This window comes from Pseudomonas sp. ACN8, from assembly GCF_002303925.1.
Taxonomy (GTDB): Bacteria; Pseudomonadota; Gammaproteobacteria; order Pseudomonadales; family Pseudomonadaceae; genus Aquipseudomonas.
Genome location: NZ_MRCS01000001.1, coordinates 160,211 through 175,995, shown reverse-complemented (window position 1 = coordinate 175,995; position 15,785 = coordinate 160,211). Strand labels below are relative to the sequence as shown.

Genomic DNA, 15,785 nt, shown 5'->3' with positions numbered 1-15,785 from the left:
GCCGGAACATCTGACGCCCCTGGGTGACGCTCAGGGCGTCACCGTGCGCCGAAACCTCATTGACCAGCCTTGTTGCATGCCGGCAGCCGCCAGCAAAATCGCCGCGACGCCAATCCATTGCAGCGGCTCCAGGCGATGGCCGAAAGCAAACCAGTCGACGAAAATCGCCGCAATCGGGTAGATGAAGGACAGCGCCCCCGTCAGCGCAGTCGGCAGTTTTTGAATCGCGCCGTACAGCAACACGTACATCACACCGGTGTGCACCATGCCCAGCGTCACCAGGCTGGCCCACGCACTCGGTGCCTGCGGCAATACCGAAAGATTCGCAAATGGCGCGAGCAACAACACGCCCGTGCCGACCTGGATCAGCGCGATCAAATGCGGCGGGGTTCCCGTCAGGCGCTTGATGATCAGAGCGGCAATCGCATAGAGAAACGCCGCGCCCAAGGCCAAGGCAATGCCCACCAGGTAATCGCTGCCGCTCTCGCCCTGGCTGCCATGGGCGCTGACAATCGCCAGCATCCCGAGAAACGACACGCCCAGCCAGGTCAGTTTCTGCGCGGTGATCTTTTCGTTGAGGAACAGCGCCGCCAGCCCGACCAGCATGAACGGCTGGACGTTATAGACGGCGGTGCCGATGGCAATCGATGCCCGGGAATAGGACGCGAACAACAGCACCCAGTTGCCGACAATCGCCACACCGCTGAGCACAGCCAGCAGGAACGTGGTGCGGGTCAGAATGCCGGGGCGCAGAAAGCCAAAGGCCGCGCAAATCAGCAGCAAGGTGCCGGCACCGAACAGGCAGCGCCAGAACACCACATCCAGCACCGGTTGCCCGGACACCAGCACGAACCAGCCGATGGTGCCGGAAATCAACATGGCGGCCGTCATTTCGAACGAACCGCGGCGTAGGGTTTTGTCCATCATCAGACTCCTGTGTTTGTGGCCAAAGTATGCCAATGCACCCTGGCGCTACTCCAGAGCAAAAAGCAGGCTAAACTCGGAATCTACCTTTTTTATCAAGGCTGTTTCGGAAAAACGCCTAACAGAGGATTTCGCCATGACCGATGACATCGACCAAGTGCTGATCACGGCGCTGATGGAAGACTCGCGACGTTCGCTCAAGGCCCTGGCGCAGATCAGCGGCCTGTCCTCCCCCAGTGTTGCCGAGCGTCTGCGCCGTCTGGAAGAACGCGGCGTGCTCAAGGGCTACACCGTAGAAATCGACCCGAAATGCTTTGGTTATCAACTCCAGGCCATCGTGCGCATTCGCCCGTTGCCGGGGCAATTGCAGGAAGTGGAACGGCAAATCATGGCCATTCCCGAATTCACCGAGTGCGACAAGGTGACCGGCGACGACTGTTTCATTGCGCGCCTGCATGTGCGCTCGATGGAACAACTGGACACTCTGCTCGACCGCCTCAACACCCACGCTGAAACCAATACGGCAATCGTCAAGAAAACCCCGGTCAAGCGCCGGTTGCCGCCCATGGCGTGAGTGATATTTGTTTCAGACTGAAGTAGATTGATGGTTTCCGGCGAAGGATTGACGGCATGAAAACTCAGGCAATGCTACTCGTGGCAATGATGCTAGCGGGTTGCGGCACGATTCAGACGGTCGTACGCAGTGACGAAGCGGCCGCAAAAAGCCTCAAGGACCACAAGAGTTATTGCGGCGCGGTACCACGAATCTACAGCGGCGTGACCTACGATTTCTGCTACCTGAACGCGGCCCTCGAAGACGGTCGGGATGCGCAGGTACATGGCCCCGCCCCCGCTATCGTGCTGCTCGACGTGGTCGTGTCCGGGGCGATGGATACCTTGCTGCTGCCCTACACCATCTACCGCCAGCAAGCCGACGGCAGCATTGTCATTGCAGAGTGAGCCTGAATTTCAGGTAAAAAAAACCCGCCTGAGCGGGTTTTTTACTTCAAGGCCAACGATTAATCGTCGCGGCCCATGATGCCGAACAGCTGCAACAGGCTGACGAACAGGTTGTAGATCGATACATACAGGCTGATGGTCGCCATGATGTAGTTACGCTCGCCGCCATGAATGATGGCGCTGGTCTGGAACAGGATGCAGACCGAGGAGAACAGCACGAAACCTGCGCTGATCGCCAGTTGCAGGCCGCTGATCTGGAAGAACAGGCTCGCCAGCGTTGCACCCAGCAGCACGAAGAAACCTGCCGTGATGAAACCGCCGAGGAAGCTCATGTCCTTGCGGGTAATCAGCACATACGCCGACAGACCGCCGAACACCAGCGCCGTCATCGCGAACGCCGAGCTGACCACTTCAGCGCCGCCCTGCATTCCCAGGTAACGGTTGAGGATCGGGCCAAGCAGGAACCCCATGAAACCGGTCAGGGCAAATGCCGACACCAGGCCCCAGGCCGAATCGCGGAGTTTGTTGGTGAGGAAGAAAAGACCATAGAAGCCGATCAGCACCACGAAAATGTTCGGGTAGCCAACATGCATCTGCTGGGCAACGTAGGCTGTCACACCGCTGAAAGCCAGGGTCAGGGCGAGCAAGCCGTATGTGTTGCGCAGGACGCGGCTAACCTCTAGCTGCTCAGCCTGCACGCTGTTATTAACTGCGTAATCCTGTTCGCGCATGGCGACACTCCTGTTGGTTTGAAACGTTCAGTCGCAAAGATCATAACAGACGCCCTGTAACAAGCTATGCAGAGAGTTTGACAGTGTGTTTCATTCAGGTATTATGGCGCCCGCAACGCAAACGGAGGTGTGGCCGAGTGGTTTAAGGCAACGGTCTTGAAAACCGTCGACTGTAACAGGTCCATGAGTTCGAATCCCATCGCCTCCGCCATCTTTATACGACAAAGCCCTGATTATTCAGGGCTTTGTCGTTTCCGGGGTTTGGCGGCCGAATGGGCCGGTTTCGCGAAGCCAAACCCTGTCCTGCTCCCTTCCCTGCATAAGATCGCTTGTCCTTTCGCCCACAGAGGCGAGTGCGACGACGAGATGTGCCACACCCTCGAAGGCACCATGCGCCTCGCCTGGAAACGCCGGCAGCCCGTACGTCAACACAAGTTCCAAGGCCGGTTACAAGGGGTATAACTATCAGAACAAAAGGCGGGGCACCCAGAACAGGCCCTCCAAAGGTAGCGCCCGGGCCAGGCACCCCAGGCCTGATCGGCGCCTGCGGCGCGGAGCGATGTGATGAGATCCAGAGCATGGCGATGGGCTCGCAAGAGCCTTCTTGGCTGCATCGAGCTGGCCTTGCTGGTCGCTCCACTGTGCGCCAGCGCCACGTTCAAGTGCCAGGCCAGGGACGAAGCCATCAGCTACACCAGCCAAGCCATCGCCAGCGCCCGCTGCACTCGCCTGAATGGCATGACGGGCGCAGGTAGAGGCGCCAAGGCAACGGCCACGCCACGGGTTGTACGGGACAACGACTCAGGCGCAGTGCGGATTCGGGTGTTCACCTTCATCCACAAGGGTATTCGTCAATTTGTGAGCCGACGCCCCGTCGGGATCTCCGCACGGGTCGATGTCCTTGAGCTCTATTACATCAAGGGCTGCTATCTGTGCATGGCGCCGAAGGATTTCAAGGTCGCCTCACTGCGCCTGGACACCCATGCCTATCGGCAGGAGATCGAAGCCGCTTCGGGTCATTATGGTGTCGACAGGGCGCTGGTCCGCGCAGTGATACATGCCGAATCGGCGTTTCGCCCCAACGCCATTTCCGAAGCCGGCGCCCAGGGGCTGATGCAGTTGATGCCCGCCACCGCCGAGCGCTTCGCCGTGGACGATCCGTTCGACGCACGACAGAACATTCGTGGCGGCGTGCGCTACCTGGCCTGGCTGCTCAAGCGCTTCAACGGCAACCAGGTGCTGGCGTTGGCAGGCTACAACGCGGGCGAAGCGTCCGTGGTCGAGTACAACGGGGTGCCTCCCTACGCCGAGACGCAATCCTACGTCACCCTCGTGCAGTCCTTGACCGAACGCTATCGCAACCATCGCGAGTACCGTAGGGCGCATAACCTGGAACAGGTAATACGCCGGGCGGGGAATGGCTCAACCGAACTTCCACGCTCACCGGTCGCTATCGACCCCTAGCGACCCTCCGTGAGGCCAATAACGGTCAGTCGTGACGCTGTCTTCGCCGCGTCTCTAAAACACAACATTGTCGCTGGCGAGATGACGTAAACCAGCGGCATGCGCCTTTTAGACTCAGAGCCTGACAAAGTGAATCAATATCTCCAGAAAACGGGAGTGACGAGCACCAACACTGTCAGGATTTCCAGCCTTCCCAGAAGCATTCCAACGGTCAGTAGCCATTTGGCAGCATCCGGTAATGATGAGAAATTACCGGCCGGCCCAATGATCGTGCCAAGCCCCGGCCCGACGTTACACACCGCAGTAGCGGCACCGCTCAACGCTGTTGTCCAGTCAAGCCCGATGAGAGCCAGGCCCAAGGCGATGGCCGCGATGGTGATGGTGAAGAAAAACGAAAAGGTCAAAAGCGAGCGCACGATCTCCTCGTCAATGGGATGACCGTTGTACTTCTTCTGAATGACGGCTCGAGGATGGATCAACTGCTTCAAACTACTGACCAGTAGAGCGGCAGCCACCTGAAAACGGAAGATTTTCAGACCGCCTGCAGTGGAGCCGGAACATCCACCCACGAAGGTCAAATAGAAAAACAGCAAGACAGCGAAGCTGCCCCACAAGGTGTAGTCACCCACCGCAATTCCGGTGGTCGTAACGACCGAGGTCACATTGACCGCCACGATACGAAACGCATCCCACCATCCGTAATCGCTGTGAAAGCACAGCCAGGTACCCACGGCCAGCGATGTGACGAGCAAGAATCCAATGAATCCACGTACCTGGTGATCCTTGATCAGCGCACGCCGATTGCCCCGCAATGTCGCGACGTACAAGGTGAACGGCAGGCTGCCCAGAATCATGATGGCCACTGCCACCCAGTGAATCGCGGGTTGCGTCCAATGCCCAAGTGAGGCGTCCGATGTTGAGAACCCACCGGTAGAGATCAACGACATTGCATGGTTGACTGCCTCAAATGGCGTCATCCCAGCGAGCCAGAGCACCAGAGCGCCGATGCCGGTAAGCCCCAGATAGAGCAAAAGAATGTACTTGGCGGCCACATGGGAACGTGGCGTCACTTTCTCCGACCAGTCTGAGGACTCTGTCTGGAACAGACGCATGCCGCCTACTCGCAACAGTGGAAGGATCGCCACAGCCATGCCGATAAAACCGATACCTCCCACAGCATGGAGCGCCATATCAACAAGCCGGGAGATGCGCTATCCAGACCGGTGAGTACGGTCGAGCCCGTGGTTGTGATGCCAGACATCGTTTCAAAAAATGCGTCGGTGTAGCTGATATGGCTGATGAACACCATTGGCAACGCTGCGAAGGTGCACACAACCACCCAACTGCCAGTCGTCAGCAGGTACATATCCCTGGGGCGAAGCTGGGCAGCATCCGGGCGCCCCCGCACAATCAACAACAAGCCACAGATGAAGGTAATCAAACTCGACCAGAGAAAGGCCGACAGATCGTCGCTACGCTCATAGGCCACCAGTGTGATCATGGGAATAGCCATGCTTATGGCCAGCGTGATCAGAAAAATGCCCAGGATGAAGCCGATAAGTCGAATTGCTGCGAGGGACATAACAGAGCCTTCCAGATTAGCACCGGGCAGTATTGGATACTCAACCACAAGGCCCCGTAAATTTTACGTAAAAATTTCTACTGGCAGCCTGATTTTCTACCTCGCGGTCATTGACTACCGTTTAACTGAAATCCGGGCCGCGCAGTTGGATGTTTCTTCGCGCACGCCGGCTTGAGTATGGACATTCAGGCTGCTGCCATTAATTCCATTGGTTATGTGGGTGAGGAGCATTCGTTCTATGGCGCGCGGCATGGGTGGCTAATCTACGGAGGTTGAGGGGGGCCATCGTCAGGAGGGTGCAACCATATGGACGCAAATCCGATCGAAACCGACTACCTGATCATCGGGGCTGGCGCGACGGCCATGGCCTTCGTCGATACGCTACTCAAGGAAACGAATGCACACATCGTGATGGTGGATCGACACGGTCGACCTGGCGGGCACTGGAATGATGCCTACCCCTTTGTCCGATTGCACCAGCCCTCGGCCTTCTATGGCGTCAACTCACGGGAACTGGGCAGCGGCACGAAGGACACGACGGAACTGAACGAGGGTTTGTATGAGCTGGCCTCCGGCGCCGAGGTGGTGAGCTATTTCGACCAGGTGATGAATCAGCAGTTTCTGCCATCAGGTCGAGTCCGTTACTTCCCCATGTGCAACTACACCGGCGACCGCATTGACGACCACCGGTTTACCTCGCTCGTCAGCGGCGAAAACCATCAGGTCCGGGTGTACAAAAAGGTGGTGGACGCCACCCATGCCCAGACAGCCGTGCCCTCGACCCACCCGCCCAGGTACAGGGTGGAGCCCGGCGTGCAATGCGTGCCACTGAACGACTTGCCGGAAATCCGGCACCCCTACTCCAGTTACGTAGTGGTGGGATCGGGCAAGACCGGGATCGACGCCTGCCTGTGGTTGCTGCAAAACGGTGTTGCGCCTGCAACAATCTGCTGGATCATGCCAAACGATCCGTGGCTGATCGACCGGGCCAACATGCAACCCGGCCTCGACAGCTTCGAACGAACAATCGGCGGCCTCACGGCACAGTTCGAGGCCATCGCAGCCGCAGACTCGATCCCGGACCTGTTCTCCAGGCTTGAGGCAGCGGGTCAGCTCTTGCGCATGGATACGTCCGTCGAACCCACTGCTTACCGCTGCGCCACCGTCACTCAAGCGGAATTACGCGAGCTGCGACGCATCGACAACATTGTGCGCCTGGGGAGAGTGCGCGTTATCGAGCCAATGCGCATCGTGCTCGAGCAAGGCAGCATCGCCACGAGCCCAAATGCTCTGCACATTGATTGCAGCGCCAGTGCCATCCCGACACTCCCTGACATGAAGGTGTTCGACGGCGGCAAGATCAACCTGTTGATGGTAAGCAGCTGCCAACCCGTGTTCAGCGCGGCCTTGATCGCCTATGTGGAAAGCCACATGGTCGACCCGGCACAAATGAACTCGCTGTGCATGATGGTCCCCCCGCCTCACGTCCCCACGGACTGGATCAGAATCTGGGCGGTCTACCTGGGTAACCAACTACGCTGGGGAAGACATGAAGGTTTGACCCGCTGGATCAAGCAGTCGCGTTTGTACTTTATGACGGCGGTGGTCAGGGGCTTGCAAGAAACCGACACCGAGAAACTGGCACAGCTGCATCGGCTCTCTGTCAGCAGGCAGCAGGCTCAGGCGAGTTTGCCACGGTTGCTGGGGTCCATCGCTTGAATCTCAGGAAGCGCATATGAACGAGCCACACCTCGAACTGCTCGACATCAATGGCATCCGCATGCAGATAGCAACGCAAGGTGGCGGCCCGCTGGTCTTGCTATGCCACGGTTTTCCGGAGCTGTGGTACTCGTGGCGCAACCAGCTTGCTGCGCTGGCGGCCGCCGGCTACAGAGCGGTAGCGCCCGACATGCGCGGCTATGGCGGCACGGATGCGCCAGCCGAGCCCGACGCCTACACCACGCTCCACCTGGTCGGCGACATGGTCGAGTTGGTCAACGCACTCGGCGAACAGCAAGCCGTGATCGTCGGCCATGACTGGGGCGCGCAGGTGGCCTGGAGCGCGGCAATGATGCGACCCGATCTGTTCCGCGCAGTGGTCGGCATGAGCGTTCCCTTCTCGCCACCGGCGCGCGTTGATCTCCTAAGCGCGCTGGCCTCGCGGGGTATCAGCGACTTCTACATCCAGTATTTCCAGACGCCGGGCGTGGCCGAGGCCGAGCTGGAAAGGGACGTCGAGTCGTCGATCCGGCGCATCTACTTCAGTGGCTCGGGTGACGGCCCCGATTGGCCGGTGTTCGGCCGGCTGCAGCCGGGCCAGGGTTTCCTGGGCGCGATGATCGAGCCCGAAACCCTGCCAGACTGGCTAAGCCTCGAGGATATTGCCTACTACACCGGCGAATTCAACCGCAGCGGATTTCGCGGCGGCTTGAACTGGTACCGCAACATGACGCGCTCATGGGCACTGCTGGCACCTTGGCGCGGTTGCGTTATCCGGCAGCCGTCGATGTTCATTGCCGGGAGCCGCGACGGCGTGCTGAAGTTTCCGAGCTCCCCGCGGCAGATCGAAGCCTTCGCGCAGACACTGCCGGAACTGCGCGGGTGTCATATTCTCGAAGGTGCCGGTCACTGGATACAGCAAGAGCGCGCGACAGAGGTCAATGAGCTGCTACTCGACTTCCTGAAGAAGCTCTCATCAGAAGGTTGAATTTTTATCCATAATTGAAATGCCATAGAACATGCAGGCGGCGCCAACACCGGGCCGGTGTTGGCTATAAGGATTCAAGACTGGAGGGAACCATGAGCAATCTCATCGCCACCGACGAGCCACCTGAAGCCGTTCGCCTCATGGTCAGGGTTTACGCCTGCTTGCTGCTCGCAGGATTTGCGTTTGTTCCGGCCTATCTCATAGCCCGGACTATCAAGGCTGGCATCGCTGAATTTCTGTGAGGTGATCCACCCTGCCCCCGGTCGTTTTAATGGCCGCGAATGTAGTGTTCCAGTTGCCGGATCAGCTCGGTCTGCTCGACGATGGCTTCCTTGACCAGATCACCAATCGACAACAGGCCGATCAGTTGGTCGCCCTCCACCACCGGTAGATGGCGCAGATGACTGTCGGTCATGACCGCCATGCAACGCTCGATGCTTTGCTGACTGTCTGCTGTCACGACTGGCGCGCTCATGATGGCCCGGACCGGCGTACCGACCGAAGAGCGCCCTTGCAGAACGACCTTGCGCGCATAGTCGCGTTCGCTGATCACGCCGACCACCTGTCCCTCCTCCATGACGGGTAGAGCACCGACATTTTTTTCCGCCATCATCTTCAACGCTTCAAGCACCGTCTGGTCTGGCGCGATGCTATGCACCCGCCGGTTCTGCACGGCCTTGAGCTTCAGCAGTTGCGCAGCTGTTTTCATACAAGCCTCCGATACTGTTTGTCATTGATCATCGACTCCGCCGGAGCCTGGCATGAATCATTGATTGAATGAGCGTTCAGCCCCCGCAGGTGGTCAGGCCACCGCGACCTCCACCCGGCCTGCGTTCAGGCGCACCGGCCAGACCCGCAGGCGCTGCTGCGGATACTCCAGGCAACTGCCGTCCTCAAGGCGGAAATGCTGTTTGTAGAGTGGCGAGGCAATCACCAGATCGCCCTTGATGCTGCCGATCAGCCCGCGACCGATGACATTCGCCCCGGATTGCGGGTCATGATTATCGACGGCATAGAGGGTCTTGCCCTCGGCAGCCGGCAGGTAGAACAGCGCCACTTGTGCACCGTCGAGCCAAACGACGACGCCGGAGTTACTCACCAGATCCTCCTGGCTGCACACCGCTTGCCAGGCATCGGGATTGACCAGGGAGAAACTGGAATAAGCGCGCTGGGTATCGGACTGGCTCATCAGGCAATCTCCTCGATGACAGGGATAAGGTGGAGTTCAGAGGCCATGATCGGCCGGCGCTGACCGCGTTCCTGGACAAAATGGATGTCCGGGTCCGGGCGTTGATCGTTGACGAAGGTGCGAAAGCGCTTGAGTTTTTCCGGGTCTTTCAGGGCGTTGGCCCATTCGCATTCGTAGCGGTTGACCACCAGCTGCATCTGCGATTCGAGCTCAAGGCCAAGCCCCAGGCTGTCGTTGATGATCACGTCCTTGAGGTAATCCAGGCCGCCCTCCAGGCTCTCGCGCCAGACCGAGGTGCGCTGCAACTTGTCGGCGGTGCGGATGTAGAACATCAGGAAGCGGTCGATGTAGCGAATCAGGGTGGCGTCATCAAGGTCGGTGGCGAACAGTTCGGCGTGGCGCGGGCGCATACCGCCGTTACCGCACACATAGAGGTTCCAGCCTTTCTCGGTGGCGATCACGCCCACGTCCTTGCTCTGCGCCTCGGCGCACTCACGGGTGCAGCCGGAGACTGCGAACTTGAGCTTGTGCGGCGAGCGCAGGCCCTTGTAGCGATCCTCGAGGGTCAGGGCCATTTGCACGCTGTCCTGCACGCCGTAACGGCACCAGGTGCTGCCGACGCAGGACTTCACCGTGCGGGTCGATTTGCCATAGGCGTGCCCGGTTTCGAAACCGGCCTCGATCAACTCGGCCCAGATGTCCGGTAACTGATGCAACTGAGCGCCGAACAGGTCGATGCGTTGTCCGCCGGTGATCTTGGTGTAGAGGTCGTATTTCTTCGCCACCACGCCAATCGCGATCAGTTTGTCGGCGGTGATCTCGCCCCCGGCGATGCGCGGCACCACCGAATAGGTGCCGTTTTTCTGCATGTTGGCCATGAAGGTGTCGTTGGTGTCCTGCAACGGCACCAGCGACGTGTCCATGATCGGCTGGTTCCAGCACGAGGCGAGGATCGAGCCCACCGCCGGTTTGCAGACGTCGCAGCCGGTGTGGCCCCGGCCATGTTTGGCCAACAGTTCGTCGAAGGTGATCACGCCCTCTACCCGGACCAGCGCATAAAGCTCCTGGCGGGTGTAGGCGAAGTGTTCGCACAGGCTCTTGTCGACACTGACGCCACGGGCAATCAGCTCATGCTCGAACACTTGCTTGAGCAACCCGGCGCAACCGCCACAGCCGGTACAGGCCTTGGTCTGCGCCTTGAGCTGGCCCAGGTCGGTGCAGCCGCCGTCGATGGCCGAACAAATGGAGCCCTTGGTGACGTTGTGACAGGAGCACACCGTGGCCGACTCGGGCAGCGCACCCGGGCCCAGGGTCGGCGCGCCTTCGGAGGACGGCAGAATCAGGCTGGCGGGTTCCGCTGGCAAGACAATGGCGTTCTGCATGTATTGCAGCAAGGTGTCGTAATAGCTGTTGTCACCGACCAGCACTGCACCGAGGACGTGTTTGCCACTGGCATCCACCACCAGGCGGCGATAGCTGGCGCTGGTTTCATCGATGAATTGATAGCTGCGTGCGCCCGGGGTGTTGCCGTGGGCGTCGCCGATGGAGCCGACATCCACCCCCAGCAGCTTGAGCTTGGTCGACATGTCGGCACCGATGAACGGCTCGGCGACTTCGTTGCACAGCCGGGCCGCGACGCTGCGCGCCATCTGGTAGCCCGGCGCGACCAGGCCGAACAGGCTGCCGTTCCATGAAGCGCATTCACCGATGGCGTAGATGTTCGGGTCGCAACTGAGGCACGTGTCGTCGATCACCACGCCACCGCGCGGACCGATCTGCAGCGCGCATTGACGAGCCAGCGCGTCTTGAGCGCGGATACCGGCGGAAAACACGATCAGGTCGGTTTCGAGGAACTCGTCATTGGCGAAATTCATGCGATAGCGGTACTGCTCGCCCGCACTGATCGATTGAGTGGCGCGGGACAGGTGGACACCGACGCCCAATCGTTCGATCTGCGCCTTGAGTGCCTGGCCACCGAGGTCATCGAGTTGTACCGGCATCAAGCGCGGCGCGAATTCCACCACGTGGGCTTCAAGGCCCAGGCTCTTCAATGCGTTCGCGGCTTCCAGACCCAGCAAGCCCCCGCCGACCACCACGCCACGCCGGGCATTGGCCGCCGCCGCCCGAATGGCATCGAGGTCTTCCAGGGTGCGATAGACCAGGCGCGATTGACCTTCGGCGCCTTCGATTGGCGGAACAAACGGATAAGACCCGGTGGCCAGAACCAATTTGTCATACGTGACGCAACCTTGCGAGGTGACCACCTGACGACGGACGCGGTCGATTTCCAATACCGGCACACCCAGATGCAGCGTAACGCCGGGCGTCTGGTAAAGCGACGCATCGGACAGCGCCAGCGACTCGGCATCACGACCTGCGAAGTACTCGGAAAGATGCACACGGTCATAGGCCCGCATCGGCTCCTCACTGAAGACGTGCAGCCGGTAATGCTCCAGCGCTCCCCGCTCGATCAGCTGTTCGACACAATGATGTCCGACCATGCCATTACCGATCACGATCAACGTTTGCATCTTGTTCAACGTGGCAACATTGGAATTCATAGAAAGCACCCAGCCCGAGCCAATCACGGTTTTAAAAGCAAAAAAAAACGCCTGAAACCTTGCGGTTCCAGGCGTCTTTGCCTGTTCTTTTGCGGTGTTGAAATCAGGCATCTATGCCCGGTCCACCGATGCTGCCCACGACCTGTTCGGCCAATCGATCGTCGTTGACCGAGGGGGCTGTCCACACGAATGCGTTCCAGGTGGACCTGATGTCAGCCTTGCAGCCTTTGTGCCAGCCTGCGACAGAGAGACTTCAACTGTCTGGAAACACTGACTCTTGAGCCCGGGAGGATTGTCACGACGCTGGAACTACCGCAGGCGAACGCGTTTTGCGGCGCTTCCGACTGGTGCACGTTGTTGCCCATGGCGCTTTATAAAAGTGCATGGACCGTTCGATTCCACAGCTCGTTGGAACTCAAGCCTGGTGTTGGCAGCGATCAGCTTTTCCGGTCAGCGCTGTCATGTCGTCGTCACATCTACCCATCACAATGGGATCAGCCAAAAGGATTTGGCCCATCTACAGAGAGTCCGACCGACGCCGGGCTTTTTTCATTGCTACGACATGCTTTTCACGAAACGCTCACAAGATGGGGCGCAGATTGGAAGCACAAAAGGATTTGACCCCAAACAGAAGGCCCGCCATTGCGCGTAATGCTGTTCACTTAAGCGAATGTGGTCCTCTGTAGGAGCGAGCTTGCTCGCGATGGTCGTTAACGATAACGCGTATTTACTGGCTAAACGCGGCGTTCTTGAGTCCATCGCGAGCAAGCTCGCTCCTACAACTTCCTTAACTGAACAGCATTACGCCATTGCGCGGGCCTTTTGCTGCCTGCATTGATCGCATGACGAACCGATTCAATCCTTCGTAAGGTGAAACTGACGGCCAGAACCTGAACTGACAGCGAACCCGGCCATTACGCCGTGGTCACAACAGCTGATGGCAACGCAAATGTTCAGTGGCCTCAGGCCAACTTCATTCACGAGCGATGCCTGCAATTCACACCTTTCAGGGTGCGCCGGATAACCTCAGTGGGTTCGGTTCCTGCCTGATGCAGGTACTTGCCGCTGCTCTCATCCCCTGCTCCCTCGGCGGAGTACGCAAATGACTCAATCAATGCGCTTCTTCCTCTCGTTCTTCCTCGCGATTGCAACCTTGGCATCGGCCGGTTTCCTGAACAATGCCGCAGCGGCCACCGCCGAGGATCTGAATACCGATGCTCGACAAGCCTTGCAGGCGCTCTACAAGACCAACCCATTCTCCGAAACCATCTCGCATCAAGCCAAGGCTGTGCTGGTTTTCCCGAACATCATCAAGGCGGGTCTCGTGTTCGGCGGCAGCTATGGCGAAGGCGTTCTAATGAAGGGCACGAAAGTCGAGAACTACTACAACTCCGTCAGCGGTTCATGGGGGCTTCAGGCCGGCGCCCAGTCGTATGGCTATGTGGTTTTCCTGATGACCGACAAAGCCGTGGACTATGTCGCCAAAACAAAGGGCTGGGAAATCGGTGTAGGGCCAACAGTTGTGTTTGTGGATGAAGGGGTTGCGAAGAACCTGTCCAGCTCAACGCTCAAAGACGACGCCTACGCATTCATCTTCGACCAGCAAGGATTGATGGCGGGGGTCAGTATCGAAGGAACGAAGATTTCGCTGATCAAGCGCTGAAGTCAGGTGTCTGACTGCCCATCGCAAGCGTGATGGCAGCCTGTGCCAACCGGGATGGGTTTTCCCGTTCAGGTCAGGCTGTCCTCACCCCTGGCGCACAGACGCACCTGATGATTGGGAAGCTATCTGGACGAGCAAGGCTGTTTCGACCGTTCATTGATACAGGTCTAAACATTGGACGAACGAATCCTGATAATGACTTTCCGGTTTTCAGGTAGGCCTTAAATGACTTCACAGCTCTTCCAGGTTCACGGCCTCGTGAGTTTTACCCTTGCCATCCTCCTGCTTTTCCTCGGCAAGACCCTCGTCCAGCACAACGCCTTTCTCCGTCAATACTGCATCCCCGAATCTGTGGTCGGCGGCTTTGTCTGTGCGGCGGTGACGTCCTTGCTGTACTTCGGCCTGAATATCCAGATCGAATTCGATCTGCAAGTTCGCGACACCCTGCTGCTCTATTTCTTTGCCGGCATTGGCTTGAAGTCGGACATGCGCCAACTGCTCAAGGGTGGGCGTCCGCTGCTGATCCTGCTGTTGCTCGCCGCCGTGTTCATCCTGTTGCAGAACTCGCTGGGCGTGGGCGTGGCCCAGGCGTTTGGGCTTGATCCCAAGGCGGGCTTGATGGTGGGCTCCATTTCCCTCACCGGTGGGGTGGGCACCACCCTGGCCTGGGCACCGCTCTTCGTCGAAAAACTGGGCATCGGTAACGCCCACGAACTGGGCATCGCCAGCAACACCGTCGGCCTGATTGCCGCTTGCGTCATCGGTGGCCCGATCGCCAACCAGCTGATTCGCCGTTATCAACTGACGCCGTCCAGGGATGCGGAGCTGGAAGTCGGCATTCTCGAGCAACAACCGGGCAAGGCGCTGGACTACTACGACGTGCTCTGGGCCTGGATGTGGCTCAACCTGACCCTGATGCTCGGCTATGGACTCAACCTGCTGCTGGTCGATGCCGGCATCACTCTGCCCAGGTTTGTCAGCTGCCTGTTTGCAGGCATCGTCATTCACCACCTCGTTCTGGCCTTTGTCGGTGATCAGCGACTGAAAACCTGGAGCGGTGCCAGCCTGGGCCTGTCGCTGATCTCCGACATCTGTCTGGGCATGTTCTTGACCATGGCTCTGATGGGGCTTCAGCTATGGCAACTCAACGGCGCGTTGATGTTCATTCTGTGCGCAATGACCCTGCAAATCCTGCTGACGGTCGCCTATACGTACTTTGTGGTCTTCCGCTTTATGGGGCGCAATTACGAAGCCAGCGTGATCGCTTCCGGATTCGGCGGGATTGCCCTCGGCTCCACGGCGACGGCCATCGTCAACATGTCGACCGTGACGCAAAAGTACGGTGCGGCGCACCAGGCCTTCCTGATCGTGCCGCTGGTGTGCGGCTTTTTCATTGACCTGGTCAATGCCGTGATCATCAGCCTGTTCAGTGGTCTGTAGCGACGTCGGCTCGACTCTCGGACGGCCAGACACACCGAACTCAGGAAAGCGGACGAAAGGCGCAGCAGGATCAATGCCGCAAGGATAGGCTCAGAGATAGAGTGTGCCCCAGCCCTGATCCGGCCAGGCACGATCTCAAATGCGCCTCTTGCTACAGGGGAACCGGGATGACGGGACACACTGCGCCCCCATGGTCGTCATGGCTCCTGCTATCCCTGCTCGCCGTCGATCTGGCGCTAATAGCCGGCTGTTCGGGCAAAGCCAGTACGGCTCGGTATTCAGCCCCCGGCACCGGCTCGGCCTGCTATGCAAAAGCCCTCCCCACTGTCGGCGAAGGTGGCCTCGCCTGGGGCGACACCCTGGACATGGCTCGCCAGAAATCCCTGAGTAATTGCATACGTTATTCCGGCCGATCCGGCGGCACGCCAAGCACCTGCAAAGTGGTGATGGCGGAATGTAAGCATTGATAGAGCGGTTTTTCATTTCTGCGTCGCTTTTGCATTTCTGTGCGACAGATCCCACTTCAGGGGCTCCCGTTTCACACGCTCGCGGTGTTAGTTTTGA

The 15,785-nt window shown here is 59.0% G+C and carries 14 protein-coding genes, 1 tRNA gene and 1 pseudogene; 10 read left to right on the top strand and 6 right to left on the bottom strand.

Annotated elements, in window-relative coordinates:
- Nucleotides 1-30 precede the first annotated feature (30 nt).
- Nucleotides 31-924: a DMT family transporter gene (locus tag BSF44_RS00790; RefSeq protein WP_095941836.1), complete on the bottom strand. Its 894-nt coding sequence runs from the start codon at nt 922-924 to the stop codon at nt 31-33.
- A gap of 136 nt (nt 925-1,060) precedes the next feature.
- On the opposite strand from BSF44_RS00790, the gene BSF44_RS00785 reads away from it, so the two are divergent.
- On the top strand, nt 1,061-1,498 hold the full coding sequence (locus BSF44_RS00785; RefSeq protein ID WP_007987480.1) for an Lrp/AsnC family transcriptional regulator: 438 nt from the start codon (nt 1,061-1,063) through the stop codon (nt 1,496-1,498).
- A gap of 56 nt (nt 1,499-1,554) precedes the next feature.
- A complete protein-coding gene (locus tag BSF44_RS00780; protein WP_095941835.1) occupies nt 1,555-1,884 on the top strand; it encodes a YceK/YidQ family lipoprotein in 330 nt (109 codons plus the stop codon).
- A 59-nt stretch (nt 1,885-1,943) separates the two neighbouring features.
- Here BSF44_RS00780 and BSF44_RS00775 read toward each other — a convergent pair whose 3' ends face one another.
- Entirely contained in the window at nt 1,944-2,615 is a 672-nt protein-coding gene (locus BSF44_RS00775) for a Bax inhibitor-1/YccA family protein (protein WP_056724337.1), read from the bottom strand.
- A 123-nt stretch (nt 2,616-2,738) separates the two neighbouring features.
- Between BSF44_RS00775 and BSF44_RS00770 the strand changes: the two genes are divergently transcribed.
- Nucleotides 2,739-2,826 (top strand) — tRNA-Ser (locus tag BSF44_RS00770).
- A gap of 353 nt (nt 2,827-3,179) precedes the next feature.
- Nucleotides 3,180-4,079, top strand: coding sequence for a lytic transglycosylase domain-containing protein (locus BSF44_RS00760; RefSeq protein ID WP_095941833.1), 900 nt, complete (start codon nt 3,180-3,182; stop codon nt 4,077-4,079).
- A 134-nt stretch (nt 4,080-4,213) separates the two neighbouring features.
- On the opposite strand, the pseudogene BSF44_RS00755 reads toward BSF44_RS00760, so the two are convergent.
- A pseudogene (locus BSF44_RS00755) lies at nt 4,214-5,661 on the bottom strand (TrkH family potassium uptake protein).
- Nucleotides 5,662-5,967: 306 nt separating this feature from the next.
- Here BSF44_RS00755 and BSF44_RS00750 point away from each other — a divergent pair.
- The 3 genes from BSF44_RS00750 (at nt 5,968) to BSF44_RS30260 (ending at nt 8,610) form a co-directional block, all read left to right on the top strand.
- Nucleotides 5,968-7,380 (top strand): FAD/NAD(P)-binding protein, encoded by a 1,413-nt coding sequence (locus BSF44_RS00750; RefSeq protein WP_095941832.1) that lies wholly within the window; start codon nt 5,968-5,970, stop codon nt 7,378-7,380.
- A gap of 16 nt (nt 7,381-7,396) precedes the next feature.
- Entirely contained in the window at nt 7,397-8,368 is a 972-nt protein-coding gene (locus BSF44_RS00745) for an alpha/beta fold hydrolase (RefSeq protein WP_095941831.1), read from the top strand.
- A gap of 92 nt (nt 8,369-8,460) precedes the next feature.
- The gene (locus BSF44_RS30260) at nt 8,461-8,610 is read left to right on the top strand and encodes a hypothetical protein (RefSeq protein ID WP_172435280.1); all 150 of its coding nucleotides are present in this window, start codon (nt 8,461-8,463) and stop codon (nt 8,608-8,610) included.
- A gap of 26 nt (nt 8,611-8,636) precedes the next feature.
- Here the strand turns inward: BSF44_RS30260 and BSF44_RS00740 are convergent, their stop codons facing one another.
- From BSF44_RS00740 to nirB, 3 genes are all read right to left on the bottom strand, one after another.
- Nucleotides 8,637-9,077 carry a CBS domain-containing protein gene (locus BSF44_RS00740; protein WP_095941830.1) on the bottom strand — a complete coding sequence of 147 codons (441 nt, stop codon included), beginning with the start codon at nt 9,075-9,077 and terminating at the stop codon, nt 8,637-8,639.
- Nucleotides 9,078-9,170: 93 nt separating this feature from the next.
- Nucleotides 9,171-9,557: a nitrite reductase small subunit NirD gene (gene nirD / locus BSF44_RS00735; RefSeq protein WP_095941829.1), complete on the bottom strand. Its 387-nt coding sequence runs from the start codon at nt 9,555-9,557 to the stop codon at nt 9,171-9,173.
- On the bottom strand, nt 9,557-12,118 hold the full coding sequence (gene nirB / locus BSF44_RS00730) for a nitrite reductase large subunit NirB (protein ID WP_095941828.1): 2,562 nt from the start codon (nt 12,116-12,118) through the stop codon (nt 9,557-9,559). The genes nirD and nirB overlap by 1 nt, the downstream gene beginning before the upstream one ends.
- Before the next feature lie 1,102 nt (nt 12,119-13,220).
- Between nirB and BSF44_RS00725 the strand changes: the two genes are divergently transcribed.
- From BSF44_RS00725 to BSF44_RS30575, 3 genes are all read left to right on the top strand, one after another.
- Entirely contained in the window at nt 13,221-13,781 is a 561-nt protein-coding gene (locus tag BSF44_RS00725; RefSeq protein WP_095941827.1) for a YSC84-related protein, read from the top strand.
- 225 nt (nt 13,782-14,006) lie between these two features.
- Nucleotides 14,007-15,221, top strand: coding sequence for a sodium/glutamate symporter (gltS, locus tag BSF44_RS00720; protein WP_095941826.1), 1,215 nt, complete (start codon nt 14,007-14,009; stop codon nt 15,219-15,221).
- A 167-nt stretch (nt 15,222-15,388) separates the two neighbouring features.
- Complete coding sequence (locus BSF44_RS30575) at nt 15,389-15,688, top strand: hypothetical protein (protein ID WP_095941825.1); 300 nt, start codon at nt 15,389-15,391, stop codon at nt 15,686-15,688.
- Nucleotides 15,689-15,785 lie beyond the last annotated feature (97 nt).